The sequence below is a fragment of the Oscillibacter valericigenes genome (genome assembly GCF_021531435.1).
In the GTDB taxonomy this organism is placed as follows: domain Bacteria; phylum Bacillota; class Clostridia; order Oscillospirales; family Oscillospiraceae; genus Oscillibacter; species Oscillibacter valericigenes_B.
This window is the reverse complement of the sequence record NZ_JAFBIS010000004.1, coordinates 115,475-132,146: the sequence shown is the minus strand read 5'-3', so window position 1 is coordinate 132,146 and position 16,672 is coordinate 115,475. Positions and strand designations below refer to the sequence as shown.

At 62.5% G+C, this 16,672-nt stretch carries 13 protein-coding genes; 8 read left to right on the top strand and 5 right to left on the bottom strand.

Annotated elements, in window-relative coordinates; all coding sequences use genetic code 11:
* From JQM68_RS03840 to JQM68_RS03830, 3 genes are read left to right on the top strand one after another with little or no spacing between them, the layout of a single operon-like run.
* On the top strand, positions 1–684 hold the full coding sequence (locus JQM68_RS03840; RefSeq protein ID WP_235221599.1) for an alpha/beta fold hydrolase: 684 nt from the start codon (positions 1–3) through the stop codon (positions 682–684).
* A complete protein-coding gene (locus JQM68_RS03835) occupies positions 681–2,003 on the top strand; it encodes a Mur ligase family protein (protein WP_235221598.1) in 1,323 nt (440 codons plus the stop codon). Before JQM68_RS03840 ends, JQM68_RS03835 begins: the two co-directional genes overlap by 4 nt.
* 3 nt (positions 2,004–2,006) lie before the next feature.
* The gene (locus JQM68_RS03830; RefSeq protein ID WP_235221597.1) at positions 2,007–2,741 is read left to right on the top strand and encodes a type 1 glutamine amidotransferase; all 735 of its coding nucleotides are present in this window, start codon (positions 2,007–2,009) and stop codon (positions 2,739–2,741) included.
* A gap of 34 nt (positions 2,742–2,775) precedes the next feature.
* Here the strand turns inward: JQM68_RS03830 and JQM68_RS13850 are convergent, their stop codons facing one another.
* Together JQM68_RS13850 and nifJ are read right to left on the bottom strand one after the other, a co-directional pair.
* Complete coding sequence (locus tag JQM68_RS13850; RefSeq protein ID WP_235221596.1) at positions 2,776–4,770, bottom strand: sulfatase-like hydrolase/transferase; 1,995 nt, start codon at positions 4,768–4,770, stop codon at positions 2,776–2,778.
* A 351-nt stretch (positions 4,771–5,121) separates the two neighbouring features.
* Entirely contained in the window at positions 5,122–8,658 is a 3,537-nt protein-coding gene (nifJ, locus tag JQM68_RS03820) for a pyruvate:ferredoxin (flavodoxin) oxidoreductase (protein ID WP_235221595.1), read from the bottom strand.
* A gap of 308 nt (positions 8,659–8,966) precedes the next feature.
* On the opposite strand from nifJ, the gene JQM68_RS03815 reads away from it, so the two are divergent.
* Positions 8,967–10,484 carry a YifB family Mg chelatase-like AAA ATPase gene (locus JQM68_RS03815; RefSeq protein ID WP_235221594.1) on the top strand — a complete coding sequence of 506 codons (1,518 nt, stop codon included), beginning with the start codon at positions 8,967–8,969 and terminating at the stop codon, positions 10,482–10,484.
* 35 nt (positions 10,485–10,519) lie between these two features.
* On the opposite strand, the gene JQM68_RS03810 is transcribed toward JQM68_RS03815, so the two are convergent.
* From JQM68_RS03810 to JQM68_RS03800, 3 genes are read right to left on the bottom strand one after another with little or no spacing between them, the layout of a single operon-like run.
* Positions 10,520–10,828: a hypothetical protein gene (locus JQM68_RS03810; protein ID WP_235221593.1), complete on the bottom strand. Its 309-nt coding sequence runs from the start codon at positions 10,826–10,828 to the stop codon at positions 10,520–10,522.
* A 14-nt stretch (positions 10,829–10,842) separates the two neighbouring features.
* The gene (gene rsiV / locus JQM68_RS03805; RefSeq protein ID WP_235221592.1) at positions 10,843–11,676 is read right to left on the bottom strand and encodes an anti-sigma-V factor RsiV; all 834 of its coding nucleotides are present in this window, start codon (positions 11,674–11,676) and stop codon (positions 10,843–10,845) included.
* A gap of 19 nt (positions 11,677–11,695) precedes the next feature.
* The gene (locus JQM68_RS03800; protein ID WP_235221591.1) at positions 11,696–12,181 is read right to left on the bottom strand and encodes an RNA polymerase sigma factor; all 486 of its coding nucleotides are present in this window, start codon (positions 12,179–12,181) and stop codon (positions 11,696–11,698) included.
* Positions 12,182–12,404: 223 nt separating this feature from the next.
* Between JQM68_RS03800 and JQM68_RS03795 the strand changes: the two genes are divergently transcribed.
* The 4 genes from JQM68_RS03795 to JQM68_RS03780 all read left to right on the top strand — a co-directional run bounded on the left by JQM68_RS03795 (position 12,405) and on the right by JQM68_RS03780 (position 16,645).
* Positions 12,405–13,037, top strand: a complete 633-nt coding sequence (locus JQM68_RS03795) for a flavodoxin family protein (RefSeq protein ID WP_235221590.1) — start codon at positions 12,405–12,407, stop codon at positions 13,035–13,037.
* Between the two features lie 128 nt (positions 13,038–13,165).
* Positions 13,166–14,347 (top strand): tRNA uracil 4-sulfurtransferase ThiI, encoded by a 1,182-nt coding sequence (gene thiI, locus JQM68_RS03790; RefSeq protein WP_235221589.1) that lies wholly within the window; start codon positions 13,166–13,168, stop codon positions 14,345–14,347.
* Positions 14,348–14,380: 33 nt separating this feature from the next.
* Positions 14,381–15,646, top strand: coding sequence for a competence/damage-inducible protein A (locus JQM68_RS03785; RefSeq protein WP_235221588.1), 1,266 nt, complete (start codon positions 14,381–14,383; stop codon positions 15,644–15,646).
* Positions 15,647–15,961: 315 nt separating this feature from the next.
* Positions 15,962–16,645: a PHP domain-containing protein gene (locus JQM68_RS03780; RefSeq protein WP_235221587.1), complete on the top strand. Its 684-nt coding sequence runs from the start codon at positions 15,962–15,964 to the stop codon at positions 16,643–16,645.
* The last annotated feature ends 27 nt before the right edge of the window (positions 16,646–16,672 follow it).

Here is a 16,672-nt window from a genome sequence, read left to right as displayed (position 1 = left end):
ATGGACATTGAGCTGTTTTATACGAAAACGGGCAGCGGCCCGCCGCTGCTGCTTCTCCACGGAAACGGGGAGGACGGCACCTATTTCGTCCACCAAGTCGAAGAATTTTCCCGTGATTTTACCGTTTACGCCATCGACACCCGGGGGCACGGCCAGTCTCCCCGGGGCGGTGCCCCCTTTACCATCTCCCAGTTCGCCGACGACCTGCTGGCGTTCATGGACTGGCAGGGGCTCCCGCGGGCGGACATTCTGGGCTTCAGCGACGGCGGCAACATCGCCCTGATCTTTGCCCTCCGGCACCCGGACCGGGTGCGCCGCCTCATTCTGAACGGCGCCAACCTGGACCCGAAGGGCGTAAAGCCGCTGGTACAGCTGCCCATCGTTCTGGGCTACCATTTTGCGTCCCTGTCCAAAAGTCCCAAGGCAAAAGCCCGCGCGGAGCTGCTGGGCCTCATGGTCAATGAGCCCCATATTGACCCGGCGGAGTTGGGGAAACTCTCCATGCCAGTGCTGGTCATCGCGGGCACAAGGGATATGATTCGGGAGAACCACACCCGTCTCATCGCCAACCGCATCCCCAACGCCCGGCTGGTGCTGATACCGGGGGACCATTTTATCGCAAACAAAGCGCCCGCCGCCTTTGACCGGGCGGTGCGGCAATTTCTGGAGGAGGAATCCACATGAGAATGTTTCTCGCCATTCTGGTCTGCAAGCTGGGCCGCTTTGTCGGCAAGCTGGTGGGCAAGGGCAGCTCCATGCCCGGCAAATTTGCCTTAAAAATCTGCCCGGACATCCTGCGCCGGGTGCAGCTGCCGCCCCACGTCATCGCTGTCACCGGCTCCAACGGCAAGACCTCCACGGTGGAGATGATCGCCGCCATCCTCCGGGCAGATGGAAAAAATGTGGTCTACAACGAGGAGGGTTCCAACCAAATCGAGGGCGTCACCACCCTGGTGCTGACCCACGCCACCTTCGGCGGGAAGGTCAAGGCCGACGTGCTGCTGCTGGAGAGTGACGAGCGGTACGCCAAGTTCAGCTTCCAATTCTTCCACCCCACGGAGTTCGTCATCACCAACCTCTACCGGGACCAGCTCACCCGCAACGGCCATCCGGAGTGGGTCTACGACGCCATCCTGCCCGCCATCCACCCGGAAACGGAGCTGATTTTGAACGCTGACGACCCCCTGTCCTCCTGCTTCGCCCAAGGCCACGACAAGGTCAAGTGGTTCGGCCTGGATCACTGCTCCATTGACCTGCCCGCCCCCTCCGGTATCTATCACGACGGCGCCTACTGCCCTATCTGCCACGCCCCCATGACCTACGACTACGTCCACTACAACCACATCGGCGCCTACCGCTGCCCGAACTGCGGCCACGCCAAGCCCGTTACCGATTACACCGCCACGGCGGTAGACCTGGAAAACGGCACGCTGACCATTGACGGTGCGGTGGACATCCATCTGGCCTTCCGCAGCATTTACAACGTCTACAACATTCTGGCGGCCTACGCCGCCTGCCGGGAATGCGGCGTGGGCGCGGAGACCGCCCGGGGCGTCATCAACAACTACATCCTGAAAAACGGCCGGATGCAGAAGTTCACCCTGGGCCGGCACCACGGCACGCTGCTGACCAGCAAGCACGAAAACTCCATCGCCTACGACACGAACCTTCGGTACGTAGCCTCCACCAAGGCCGACTGCGCGGTGCTCATCATTGTGGACGCCGTCTCCCGGAAATATTTTACCAGCGAGACCAGCTGGTTGTGGGACATCGACTTTGACCAGCTGGACAAGCCCCATGTAAAGCATGTAGTGCTCTCCGGCCGGTACTGCAACGACCTGGCGGAGCGGTTCAGCTTCACCGGCATGACCAACTGGACCGTCCAGCCGGACATCGCCGCCGCTGCCGCGGAGCTGAAGGCGGAGGGCAGCGAGGACCTGTACGTGGTCACCTGCTTCTCCGACCGGGATAAGCTGCTGGCCCATGTGGAAAAGGAGGGCTGAGCCATGGACATCAAAATTCTGCATTTCTATCCCGACCTGATGAGCCTGTACGGGAGCTACGCCAACGTGTCCGTGCTGAAACGCCGTCTGGAGCAGATGGGTAACACTGTTACAGTGACGCCCGTCCTCCCCGGTCAGGAAGTCGATTTATCCGATGCCGACTTCCTCTACATGGGCGCCGGCACGGAGCACGCCCAGAAAGCCGCCCTGGAGGATTTTGCCCGGTACGGCGAGGCCGTGAAAGCCCTTGCCGGAAGCGGCGTGGCCATGCTCTTCGCGGGCACCGCCATGGAGCTGCTGGGTAAAACCATCACCGGCGCGGACGGCAAGGTCTACGACGGCATCGGCCTGGCGGACTTTACCGCCGCTCAGGGTACCAAGCGGTTCGTGGAGGACGTCTACGGCCATACGGACCTGTATCCCGAGGCCGTGGTGGGCTTTATGAACAAGTGCTCCGTCATTTCCGGCGTGGAGACGCCGCTGCTGACGGAACTGTCCCTGGGCTTCGGCAACGAGGGAGAAAAGACCCCTGAGGGCTTCCACCGGAACAACGTGTTCGCCAGCCAGCTCACCGGCCCCCTGCTGGTGAAAAACCCCCGGATGCTGGACGCGGTGGTGGACGCCATCTACCGCCGCCGGGGGGAATCCCTCCCGGCGGAGCGCCCCACGGACCACTGGGCCGAGGATGGCTGGGCCATCACAGCGGAGCAGTTGAAGCTTCGCAGCGAGGGAAAATAAGGAAAAGAAGGACTGCGGCCGCAGTCCTTCTTTTTTATTCTGTTCCCGTCTCGCTGAGGACCTCGTTGTGCTGATCCACCACCTGGATGCCCAGTTCCCCGGCATCCGTGGTCTCCGGGTCCTCTGTCAGGCGCAGCAGGTAAGGCGAGAGGTATTCCGTCTCCAGCCGTTTGCCGTCCCGGACCACCTGGCAATAGGGGCTGAAATTCTCACCCGCCGCATACCAGGCGCCGTCCTTCTCCCACAGCCCGGTGATGGTGATGGGCTCCATACCCATCTGCAGCTCCGTGGGCTGATAGGGCGTTTGCCCGCCGTACAGGTAGTTTTTCCCGTACAGCACGTCGTATTGCAGCAGCTTCAAATCTCTCCGGTAGGAGGGCTCCTCCCGGCAGGACTGGTGGAAGGCGTTCATCACGCCGTCGGTGACGCCGATGCGCCCCAAAGCGGCGGCGGAGAGCTGGTAGGCATACAGGTCTTCGTCCTCCTGCTTGAGGCCGAAGTTGTCCCAGATGACGTACTCCGTCTTGTAGAGGCTGCCGGAGGCCATATCCTTGCCCTGTAAGCCCAGGGCCGGCAGATGGTCGCCGTAGAGCACCAGAAGCGTCCGCTCCTGCCGCCGGGAGAGCATCTCCGTCAGCTCTCCGATGAACTGGTCCACCTGCCGCACCTGGTCCACATAGTATTCCAGGGCGTACCGGTATTCTTCGTCAGGGCAGGTCAAGACCCGCACCGCCGGGTCTTCCAAAACCCGCTCCCTGGGATACTTCCCGTGGCTCTGGACGGTCACGGTAAACACCAGGTCCGGTCCGTCCGGTGTGGTATCCAGCGCCTTTTCGATTTGGGAGGTCAGCACCCTGTCCTTGGCCCAGTTTTTCATGGTCACGGACACCTTGGGCATATATTCCAGCCCGGTGAAATCGTCAAAGCCCAGATCGGCATAGACCCGGTTCCGGCTGTAAAAGGCCGCCCGGTGGTTGTGAATGGCGTGGGCGGCATACCCGTGTTCCTTCAAGTCATAGGCCACGCTCTCCACCGTTTTATCCATCAGGCAGGTCCGGTAGGGATACTCTCCGGGCCCGAACAGGCGGGTGCTCATGCCGGTCAGCACCTCGCATTCGCTGTTGGCGGTGCCCGCGCCCACTACCGGCATGGTGAGATAGCCGCTGGAGCAGTTCTCCTTCAGCGCCGTCCAGTTGGGCACCGGGTCCGTGGACATCACCAGCCCCTGAATCTCCTTGGGGTCGATAAAGGACTCCAGCTGGACCATGACCACATTCACATCTTCCTGGGGCTCCGCCTCCCGGGCGTCCTTTGCGATGAGTTCCCGAATGCGGGCGAATTCTCCCGCGTCGTACCCGGCGGGCCGCCGGATGCCCCGGTTCAGCCAGGTTTGGAAGAAGCAGTAGGAGAAACCGTAATCCTCATAGGCAAAGGCCAGGTTGGAAAAAACGGTGGAGAGCTGGTCCAGCTGAAAGGCCAGGGCCCAGCTTCCGGCCAGGGCACCGGCGGAGACCAGCACCGCCGCCAGGCCCGCCAGCAGCCTCCGGCGTCCGCTCCGGCGGTTCCGGGGGCCTTTCCAGAACAACACCCCCAGGCCCACGGCCGCCAGCGCCACGCCCGCTCCCAGCAGAATAAGGTACGGCTTGGAGAGGTAATTGGGCAGGGTATCCAGGCCGGTGTTGAATACCGTCAGGTCCGCCACGGTGAAAGGCGTCATGCGGTTGATGAGGATAAAACCGTTGGCGGCACCTCCCGCCAGCCAGAGAATGGACACCACGCCGCACCAGAACACCCGGCGCCGCAAAAACATGGCCGGAGCCAGCGCCGTCAGCAAAATGGCGGCATTGGTCAAAAAAGCCATGGGCGAGCGGGTCAGATACCGCAGCAGCGAAGCCGGGCCGTCGGTGAAGGCTTTATGGTTGAAAGCCTCCACGATCAACGTCACCGCAAGGGCGAGGAGGACGAAATACAGGAAGACGCGGAATTCCCGCCGGGCCCCGGTATCCGGGGCTTTTTCTGAACGTTTCACAAGGATCTCCTTCTTTCAAATCCCTGATTATAGTCCTTCCATCCGTGGTGTCCAGTCGTGTTTTCACAGATTCTTCCGGGGAAATCCCCAATATTTTTGTAGATTTTGAAACCGCCGGTCTCACCGCATTCTTATCATATGCAAAAAAGGCCACGGGATCTCTCCCGTGGCCTGCAGGCTGTCGAAAAAGTCCAATGGGCTTTTTGCAGACATTCAATTCAATACGAGGGGACTCCCGCCCCCTCGTACTCCCCCTGCGAAACGAAACGCTTTTTCTCCAAACAGAAGTTTTTCGACAAGCTGAAGGCCACGGGATCTCTCCCGTGGCCTTTGGGGGTATGAACTTCAGGATCAGCCCTCGTACATGGTCTTCAGCTTGAGCAGGTGCTCGTACCGCTCCATGGCGCTCTTCTCGCTGCGCTCGAACAGGACGTCGGCGCGGGCGGGGAACTCGCGGGTCAGACGGCTGTAACGGGCCTCGTTCATCAGGAACTCCTGATAGCCGCCAGCGGGCTCCTTGGAATCCAGAGTGAACTTGGCGCCCTCGGCAGCGGGGTTGAACCGGAACAGGTTCCAGTAACCGCACTCGACGGCCTTCTTCATTTCCTTCTGGCAGTTCATCATGCCGCCCTTGATGCTGTGCATCTCGCAGGGAGCGTAGCCGATGATCAGGGAAGGACCATGATAAGCCTCGGCCTCCTTGATGGCCTTCAGGGTCTGAGCGGGGTTGGCGCCCATGGCGACCTGAGCCACATAGATGTAGCCGTAGCTCATGGCGATCTCAGCCAGGGACTTCTTCTTGATCTCCTTACCGGCAGCCGCGAACTGAGCGACCTGGCCGATGTTGGAGGCCTTGGAAGCCTGTCCGCCGGTGTTGGAGTAGACCTCGGTATCGAAGACGAAGATGTTCACATCGTTGCCGGAAGCCAGGACGTGATCCACGCCGCCGAAGCCGATGTCGTAAGCCCAGCCGTCGCCGCCGAAGATCCACATGGACTTCTTGCGCAGATACTCCTTGTTGGCCAGAACTTCCTTGCAGGTGGGGCAGCCAGCGGCGGCGCCCTTCTCCAGGACAGCGATCAGAGCCTCGGTAGCGGGGCCGTTGGCGGCGCCGTCGTCCTTGGTGTCCAGGAAGGCCTGGATAGCAGCCTTGGCCTCAGCGTGGGTGGCGTCGTCAGCCTCCAGCGCGGTCAGCTTGTCGATCAGGCTGTTGCGGATGGCCTGCTGACCCAGGAACATGCCCAGGCCGTGCTCGGCGTTATCCTCGAACAGGGAGTTGGACCAAGCGGGGCCGTGGCCGGCCTTGTTGGTGCAGTAGGGAGAGGTAGCGGCGGGACCGCCCCAGATGGAGGAGCAGCCGGTGGCGTTGGAGATGTACATATGATCGCCGAACAGCTGGGTGATCAGGCGGGCATAGCTGGTCTCGGCGCAGCCGGCGCAGGAGCCGGAGAACTCCAGCATGGGCTGCTTGAACTGGCTGCCCTTGACGGTGTCATCCTGCATATCCTTCTTCTCGGCGACCTCGGCCACGCAGTAGTTGAACACATCTTGCTGGGCGGCCTCCTGCTCCTGGGCGACCATGGTCAGCGCGTTCACGGGGCAGACACCCACGCAGACGCCGCAGCCCATGCAGTCCAGAGGAGACACGGCCATGGTGTACTTGTAAACACCCTTGCCCTTGCCGGCCTTGACGTCCACGATCTTAGCGGCGGCGGGGGCAGCAGCGGCCTCGGCCTCAGTCAGAGCGTAGGGACGGATGGTGGCGTGGGGGCAGACATAAGCGCAGTTGTTGCACTGGATGCACTTGGTGGAATCCCAGGTGGGAACAGACACGGCCACGCCGCGCTTCTCGTAAGCGGCGGCGCCCAGCTCGAACTGGCCGTCCACGTGCTTGACGAAAGCGGAGACGGGCAGGCTGTCGCCGTCCATCTTGCCAACGGGGTTCAGGATGGTCTTGACCTGCTCCACCAGCTCGGGCTTGCCAGCCAGCTTCACATCCTCGGCCACATCCTTCGCGTCAGCCCAGTCGGCGGGAACCTCGAACTTCTTGTAGGCGGTGGCGCCGGCGTCGATGGCCTTGTGGTTCATGTCGACGACGTCCTGGCCCTTCTTCAGGTAAGAATGGGTGGCGGCGTCCTTCATGTACTGGATGGCCTCAGACTCGGGCATGACCTTCGCCAGGGAGAAGAAGGCGGACTGCAGGATGGTGTTGGTGCGCTTGCCCATGCCGATCTCCTTGGCCAGGTCGATGGCGTTGATGGTGTAGACCTGGATGTTGTTCTGGGCGATGTAGCGCTTGGAAGCGGCGTCCAGCTTCTCAGCCAGTTCAGCGTCATCCCACTGGCAGTTGATCAGGAACACGCCGCCGGGCTTCACGTCGCGGACGATGGGGAAGCCCTTGGTGATGTAGGCGGGCACGTGGCAGGCCACGAAGTCGGCCTTATTGATGTAGTAAGAAGACTTGATGGGCTTGTCACCGAAGCGCAGGTGGCTGATGGTCACGCCGCCGGTCTTCTTGGAGTCATACTGGAAGTAAGCCTGAACATACTTGTCGGTATGGTCGCCGATGATCTTGATGGAGTTCTTGTTGGCGCCGACGGTGCCGTCGCCGCCCAGACCCCAGAACTTGCAGGCGATGGTGCCGGCAGGAGCGACCAGGGGAGCGGGCTTCTCTTCCAGGGAGAGGTTGGTGACGTCGTCCACGATGCCGATGGTGAACTGACGCTTGGGCTCGGCCTTGGTGAGCTCCTCAAAGACAGCGAACACGCTGCGGGGAGGCGTATCCTTGGAGCCCAGACCGTAACGGCCGCCGATGACCTTGATGTCGTGCTTGCCGGCGTTGGCCAGAGCGGTGACAACATCCATGTACAGGGGCTCGCCCAGGGAGCCGGGCTCCTTGGTGCGGTCCAGCACGGCGATGGACTTGCAGGTGGCGGGGATGGCCTCGATCAGCTTGTCCGCCTTGAAGGGACGATACAGGTGGACCTTCACCAGGCCGACCTTCTCGCCCTGAGCGGTCATGTAGTCGATGACCTCCTCAGCGACGTTGCAGATGGAGCCCATGGCGATGATGACGCGCTCGGCGTCGGGAGCGCCATAGTAGTTGAACAGCTTGTAATCAGTGCCCAGCTTGGCATTGATCTTGTCCATGTACTTCTCGACCACGGCGGGCAGAGCCTCGTAGTAGGGGTTGCAGGCCTCGCGGTGCTGGAAGAAGATATCGCCGTTCTCGTGAGAGCCGCGCATGTTGGGGCGCTCAGGATTCAGGGCGTGCTTGCGGAACGCCTCGACAGCGTCCATGTCGCACATCTCCTTCAGGTCCTCGTAATCCCACACGGCGACCTTCTGGATCTCGTGAGAGGTACGGAAACCATCGAAGAAGTTGATGAAGGGAACGCGGCCCTCGATAGCGGCCAGATGAGCCACGGGAGCCAGGTCCATGATCTCCTGGGGATCGTTCTCGCACAGCATGGCGAAGCCGGTCTGACGGCAGGCCATGACGTCGGAGTGATCGCCGAAGATGTTCAGGGCGTGGGTGGAAACGGTACGGGCGGAAACATGGAACACGCAGGGCAGCAGCTCGCCGGCGATCTTGTACATGTTGGGGATCATCAGCAGCAGGCCCTGAGAGGCGGTGTAGGTGGTGGTCAGCGCGCCGGCGGCCAGGGAGCCGTGAACGGTACCGGAAGCACCTGCCTCAGACTGCATTTCGCACACCTTGACGGTGGTGCCGAAGATGTTCTTCTGACCAGCGGCAGACCACTGGTCGACCAAGTCTGCCATGGGAGAGGACGGGGTGATCGGATAGATACCCGCCACTTCGGTAAACGCGTAGCTGACATATGCGGCTGCGTTGTTACCGTCCATGGACTTGAACTTTCTTGCCATAAACTCTTACCTCCTATAAATTCGCTGCCCCGCGGCAGCAAGCTTACCAAAACACGAAACTCGGGCTCTCTCCCCCAAATTTTCATGCGGTGATATTATATCACTTCCCTTTCCGGCTGTAAACGGGTACTTTGTTATTTTTTGCACAAAATTTCCTCTTTTCTGCGGAAGGGACAAAAGTGTTTCTTGATTTTCGGCATTTTCCCGGTAATGCTTTCTTTTTGCCCCTGTATGTGGTATATTTTCCCTGGAGTTCAACATCCGGCGGCCTGTCCGCCGGTATCACGATATGCGGGAGGCATGAAAAAATGGTAGTGACGGTGCGTTCTCTGGGCCTCAGCGGTATCTCCGGCTACGAGGTCAGCGCGGAGTGCTTTCTCTCCGGCGGCCTCCCCGCCTTCGACGTGGTGGGCCTGCCGGACGCCGCCGTGCGGGAGGCCCGGGAGCGGGTCCGGGCGGCGGTGAAAAACTGCGGCGCCAAGTTCCCCGTCAGCCGCATCACGGTGAACCTGGCCCCCGCCGGGCAGAAAAAAGCGGGCACGGTCTACGACCTGCCCATCTTCGTCGGCATCCTGGCGGCAAACGGTGACCTGCCGAAGCTGCCGCCTGACGCCGCCTTTCTCGGCGAGCTGTCCCTGACCGGCGCCCTGCGGGGCGTCACCGGCGTGCTACCCATGGCCATGGCCGCGAAGGAGGCGGGCATCCGCCAGCTGTTCGTCCCCGCCGAAAACGCCGCCGAGGCCACCCTGTCGGGCGGCCTGACGGTCTACGGCGTCCCGGACGTCAACGCCCTGGTGGCCCACCTGAAGGGGGAACGGCCCCTCTCCCCCGCCCCGGCCTGGGAACCGGGAGAGGAAGACGGTCCCCTCCCGGACCTGCGGGATGTCATGGGGCAGGAAAACGTGAAGCGGGCGCTGGAGATTGCCGCCGCGGGGGGCCACAACCTGCTGCTCATCGGCTCTCCCGGCGCGGGCAAGTCCATGCTGGCAAAGCGGCTGCCCTCCATTCTCCCCGACATGACCCGGAGCGAGGCGCTGGCCGTCTCCGGCATCTGGTCCGTGGCGGGGCTGGCGGACCCCAGGCACCCACTGCTGACCCGCCGTCCCTTCCGCAGCCCCCACCACACCGCCTCCGCAGCAGCCCTGGCGGGCGGCGGCCCCGCCATGCGGCCGGGGGAGATGTCCCTGGCTCACAACGGCGTGCTGTTTCTGGACGAGCTGCCGGAGTTCCGCCGGGATGTGCTGGAGGCCATGCGCCAGCCCCTGGAGGACGGCGAAGTCACCGTGGCCCGGGCCGGGGGCACGCTGCACCTGCCCGCCCGGTTCCAGCTGGTGTGCGCCATGAACCCCTGCCGCTGCGGATGGCGGGGCCACCCCTCCGGGAAATGTACCTGCTCCGACAGGGAAGTTGAGAAGTATGTGGAGAAAATTTCCGGCCCCCTGCTGGACCGCATCGACCTCCATGTGAACGTCCCCTCGGTGGAATACGAGGCCATGCGCCGCAGGGAAACGCCGGAGTCCTCCGCCGACGTGAAAAAGCGGGTGGACGGTGCCCGGGTCATCCAGTCCGCCCGCTTCGCCGGGTCGGACACCGTCTGCAACGCCCACATGACCCCCGCGCAGATCGCCGCCTTCTGTCCGCTGGACGCGGCCTGTGACGCCCTGATGAAGACCGCCTTTGAACACATGGGCCTGACGGCCCGGTCCCACGACCGCATCCTCCGGGTGGCCCGGACCATCGCGGACCTGGACGGCGACGCGGGCATCGGCCCCCAGCATCTGGCGGAGGCCATCCAGTACCGCAACACCGACATTTTAAAAGGATAAAACGAGGCCCGGGGCTTTGCCCCGGGCCTTCGGTTTTATTCCGCCGCTTTCACAGAAAGTACCTGTCCGGTGAAGGCGTCCACCACGGACAGTTCCCCGGTGTACGTCACCGTCACCCGGTCGCCCACCTCCTGCTCCGCCAGTCCCTCCGGCGCGCCGCCCTCAAAGGTCAGGGCATAGCTGTCGCCGTTGTCGTCGGTGACTACGAACATGAAGTCCTTCACCTCATCCAGGGTGCCGGTCAGCGTTTTTTCCTCCCCGCTCTCCCCGGACTTTTTCGCGCCGCACCCGGCGCAGGCCAGCAGCAGCGCAGCCGCCAGCAGACACGCAAAGATTCGTTTCATCTGTTCTCTCTTTCTTACTTTTTTAATAATGTCTCATACACATCCGACGGGATGGTGAACTCCGGCATCCCCATAGAACCGGGAGCGATGGTGTACTCGTCAAACACCAGCACCAGGTCTCCGTCCGTGTTGAAATAGAAATTCTGCTCCGGACCGATGGCGGTGAACTCCTCCGGGAAGTAAGAAGCTTCCGTGTTCTCCGCCATCCGCTCCTCCATCTGCCGACGCACCTCATCCGACAAGACGCCCACATAGTCCGCATCCTCCCGGAACAGGTCCTCCAGCGTCACCACCCGGTCGGTGGTCTTGTCGATGTGGTAGAAGCGGCTGAACTGATACCCGCTGGCCTGGGTCTCCACCGCGTCCACCCGGAGGGTGAACCAGGTATCGCTGTCCGTCACCACCGTACTGCTCACATCCAGGCCGAGATAGCCCTCTTTCCCCAGCTCCTTTTCGCAGGTCTCCTCGAACCGTGCGATGAGCCGGTCCGTGTACGCCCGTACCTGGTCGCTGACCTCCTGGGCGGCGTCGCTGCCCGCCAGCTCCGGCACGGAGACGTCGGCGCTGTGCCAGCCGTCGTCGTACGTGTAGTTCCGGAAGGTCACCACCCGCACGACGGCGCCCAGCACCGGAATATCCGCCATGGCTGCCGCCGCCGCGGGGGACACGTTGGGCACCGCGATAAACAATGCCAGGACCGCCGCGGCCCAGGCCGTCCAGCGGTAAGAATGCTTTTTTGTCTCCTCCAGAGCGGCGCAGGCGGCAAACACCCGTCCGGCGTAACCCTCCGGCAGAGGGAAGGGCTCACTTTTGGCCCGCTCTCTCAGCATTTCGTCAAATCGATCCATTGTCGCACCTCATTTCTCGTCATTTCTCGTCCAGTAGCTGACGCAGCCGCGCCCGACCCCGGGACAGGCGGGTCTTGACCGCCGCCTCGCTGATACCCAGCACGCGGCTGATCTCCCGGATGGACAGCCCATCGTAGTAAAACAGCGTCACAGGCGCCCGCAGATCATCGTTCAGGGAAAGCACCGCCTGCCATAGGGACAGCCGTTCCGCCTGGTCGGTCTCCGGCGCCGGGACTTCCCCGGCCGCGTCCAGGTCCGATGTATTCCGCCGCCTGCGGCAGGCGTCGTAGCACTTGTTGGCCAGGATGCGCAGCATCCAGGGCTTGAATTTTTCGGCGTCCCGCAGGGAATCCCGGCGGGCAAAGGCGGCGCAGATGGCCTCCTGCACCGCGTCCTCGGCGTCCTGGTCATTCCGCAGAATAGCCCTGGCGGTGCGGAACATCGTCTCCTGGCAGCCGATGACCTGCGCACAGAACGATTCTTTGTCCAAAACAGCTTGCGTCATATGTTCGGAGCAGCTCCTTTCTGGTGATAAAATCGGGCAGCGGCGGCGCCGCTCCCGAATGACCGGTCATATAGTAAGATGTGTTTCCCGGGGAAAAGGTGACAGGTAGCGGGGAAAATCTTTTTTCTATCCGAAAACAGCATGATATACGGGCGGGGATGTATTGTCAACGTTTCCCCATTCCTGTATAATATCTTCAATACAGAAAAGGAGGTCTCCCCTTATGAAAATCGTCGCCATCAACGGCAGCCCCCGTAAAAACGGCAACACCGCCCTGCTGCTGGACGCCGTCCGCCAGGAGGTGGAGGCCGCCGGCGTGGAATTCCAGGTATTCCAGCCCGGCGCCAACGTCCATCCCTGCATGGCCTGCTACAACTGTCTGGATACCGGCAGCCTCCGCTGCGTGCGGAACGACGACGGCGTCAACGACATCATCGCCGCCTGTATCGAGGCCGACGGCATCCTGCTGGCCTCCCCGGTATACCACAGCGGCATGTCCGGCAGCATGAAGTGCGTCGTTGACCGGCTGATGCTCTCCGCCGGCTGCGGCGTGAACCAGCTCCACCACAAGGTGGGCGGCGCCCTGTGCACCCTGCGGCGCTCCGGCGGCAGTGAGACGTACCACCAGCTCATGGCCGCCATGGACTGCATGGAGATGGTGCTGGTGACCTCCGACTACTGGGGCATCGCCCACGGCGCCGAGCCCGGCGAGGTCCTCTCCGACGAGGAGGGCATGGAAGTCGCTAAGCGCCTGGGCCGGGACATGGCCTGGATGGTAAAGGTGCTGAACGCCACCAGGGAGACCCTGCCGCCTCCCGCCATCGGACAGCGGCCCATGACCAACTTCATCCGCTGAAAGGCCTCACGGCTCCCGAAACGGGAGCCGTGATCGTTTTTATCCGTGAAAGCCGCAAAATCAGGCTTTTCCTCCGGGGAAAAATGGGATATAATGTGGAACAGTATGAGCAAGCGGAGGAAATATCCATGATCAACAACAACGAAATGTTCCTGCTGAAGCTGGGCGAGGTGGTCCTGAAGGGCCTGAACCGGCACGCCTTTGAGGATAAGCTGGTCAACAACGTCCGGCGGCGGCTGAAGAGCTGCGGCAGCTTCCAGGTCTATATCCGGCAGAGCACCATCTACGTAGAGCCCACCACCGACAACTGCGACATGGAGGCGGCCTACGCCGCCTGCCGCCAGGTGTTCGGCATCGTCTCCGTGGCCCGGGCCGTCCCCTGCGCAAAGACCATGGAGGCCATCGTGGAGACAGCCAAAACCTACCTGGCGGACGAGTTCGCCGCCGCGAAAAGCTTCAAGGTGGAGAGCAAGCGGGCAGACAAGAGCTATCCCATGAACTCCATCCAGATCAGCCAGGCCGTGGGCGGCGATCTGGCGGAGCTCTTCCCCGATGTGGCGGTGGATGTCCACAACCCCGACCTGACGGTCTATGTGGAGATTCGGGAGAAATACGCCTACGTCCACGCTCCCGCCCTGCCCGGTGCCGGCGGCCTGCCGGTGGGCATGGGCGGCCATGCCGTCTCCCTGCTGTCCGGCGGCCTGGACTCCCCCGTGTCCTCCTGGATGATGGCCCGCCGGGGCGTGGAGCTGGAGATGGTCCACTTCGTCTCTCCCCCCTACACCTCCCAGCAGGCCCAGGATAAGGTGCTGGAGCTGGCCCATCTGCTGACAGCCTACTGCGGCCGGATGATCGTCCACATCGTGCCCTTCACGGAGATCCAGGAGGAAATTCGGAAGAACTGCCCGGAGGAGTACTTCACCCTCATCATGCGCCGCTTTATGATGCGGCTGGCCGAGGCCGTGGCGAAAAAGGCCGGGGCCAAGGCCCTCATCACCGGCGAATCCCTGGGCCAGGTGGCCAGCCAGACCATGATGGCCCTGGGCGTCACCGAGGACGTGACCACCATGCCCGTCCTGCGGCCCCTCATCGGCATGGATAAGGTGGAGATCATCCGCATCGCCCGGGAGATCGGCACCTACGAGACCTCCATCCTCCCCTACGAGGACTGCTGCACCGTGTTCACCCCCCGCCACCCCTGCACCCGTCCCAATCTGGAGGATGTGCGGAAGGCGGAGGCCGCCCTGGATGTGGACGGTCTGGTGGCCAAGGCCCTGGCAGGCGAGAGCTGGGTGCGGGTCAAGCCCTGACCCCTCTGATTTCTGAGCAAAGAAGGAATTCTGATGTCACATACCGCCGAAATCATCGCCGTGGGCACCGAGCTGCTCCTCGGCAACATCGTCAACACCAACGCCCAGGACATCTCCCAGGCCCTCTCCGCCGTGGGCGTCAACGTCTTCTGGCACACCGTCGTGGGCGACAACCCCCAGCGCCTGAAGGAGGCCCTGGACGTTGCCCGCCGCCGGGCCGACATCATCATCACCACCGGCGGCCTGGGCCCCACCTACGACGATCTGACCAAGCAGACCATCTGCGAATCCTTCGGTAAGCCCCTGGTGCTGCACCAGGACATCCTCGACGGCCTGAAAGTCTTTTTCGAGAAAAACGTCCACATGAAGATGCCCTCCAACAACCTCCAGCAGGCGGAGCTGCCGGAGGGCTGCACCGTGTTCGACAATCCCGTGGGCACCGCCCCCGGCTGCGCGTTCGAGGCGGACGGTGTCCACGTTCTGATGCTCCCCGGCCCGCCCTTCGAGATGCTGACCATGCTGAAAGGTCACGTGATCCCCTATCTCCGGGGCCTTTCCAGCGAGGTCATCGTCTCCCACGACATTATGACCTTCGGCCTGGGCGAGAGCCCCATGGAAGAGCTGATGCGGGAGAAAATGAGCCGCATGGAGAACCCCTCCCTGGCCACCTACGCCAAGCCCAGCGAGGTCCGGCTCCGGGCCACCGCCAAGGCGGAGAGCGTGGAGGCCGCGGAAGCCATGCTGTCCCCGGTGGTCAAAGACGTCACCGATTTTCTGGGGGATTACGTCTACGGCGTGGATGTCGCCAGCCTGGAGGACGTCTGCTTCCGGCTTTTGAAGGAGAAGGGCCTGACCTTCGCCACCGCCGAGAGCTGCACCGGCGGCCGGGTGGCGGAGCGGATGACCGCCCTGCCCGGCGTCTCCGCCGTATACCGGGGCGGCGTGGTCAGCTACTGGACCTCCGTCAAAGCGGACGTGCTGGGCGTGCCCGCGGACATCCTGGAAGCCCACGGCGCCGTGTCCGAGGAGACCGCCCGGGCCATGGCGGAGGGCGCCCGCCGCGTCACGGGGGCCGACATCGCCGTGTCCGTCACCGGCGTGGCAGGCCCCGACCCCGATGAGCGGGGCGTGGCCGTAGGCATCGTGTACATCGGCCTTGCCACTCCGGACGGCACCTTCTGCCGCCCCCTGGACCTGGGCAAGCGCCGCCGGGACCGCATCCAGGACCTGGCCAGCAACCACGCGCTGGACGTGGTGCGGCGGTATCTGTCGGGCCTGCCCATTGAACTCTCACGATAAGCGAAAAAATCCCGCCTTTCCTCTTGACAGGCGGGATTTTTTCGTGTCAGCTTGTCGAAAAAGTCTTTTCGACAAGCTGCTGCAAGTTTATCTGAACTTGAAAAGTTCAGATAAACTTATGATTGAAAACGAAAGACACCCCTCCTGGGTTTCTTTCGTAACTATCTTCCTTCCCGTCGCGCAAAGTTTCCGCTGTAACCGACAGCCTGATGGAAAAAATCCCGTCTGTCCTCTTGACAGGCGGGATTTTTTCGTGTATTCCTATATCGAAAACGTTTGCGCTTTTACTTGGATATAGAAAGAAGTGTGTTTGTCATGTACAAGATCGAGACCCATCTCCACACCACCCACGTCAGCAAGTGCGGCCACCTGACCGCCCCCGTCCTGGCGAAGGCCTACAAGGAGGCCGGCTACGACGCCATTGCCGTCACCGACCACTACAACCGGGACACGGTGAAATACCTGAACCTGGACCTGAGCTCCTCCGACGGCCTGCTGGAGAAGTTCCTGGACGGCTTCCACCGGATGGAGGATGCCTGCGGCGAGCTGGGCATCCGGGTCTACAAGGGTGCGGAGCTGCGCTTTGACGAGTGCGAAAACGACTACCTGCTCTTCGGCTGGCACGACGAGCTGCTGCGGGACATGCCCCGGAACCTGAAAATGAGCGTGGTGGAGTTCTCCAAGCTGGCCCGGGAGGACGGCGCCCTGCTGATCCAGGCCCATCCCTACCGGAAGAAGTGTACCCCCGCCATCGCCTGCTATCTGGACGGCGTGGAGGTCATCAACGCCCATCCCCGGCACGACAGCCACAATGACCGGGCCAAGGAGTATGCCGAGCAGTTCGGCCTCATCCAGCTGGCCGGCTCCGACTGCCACCAGACGCCGGACATCGCCCGCAGCGGCATCCTGTCCGACACCCTGCCCGCCGACACCTTTGAGCTGGCGGCTCTCATCCGCTCTGGGAACTACACCCTCATTGAGCCTCCCGCCGCAGAATAACGACCCTTTTCCCGCCGGATACCTCCG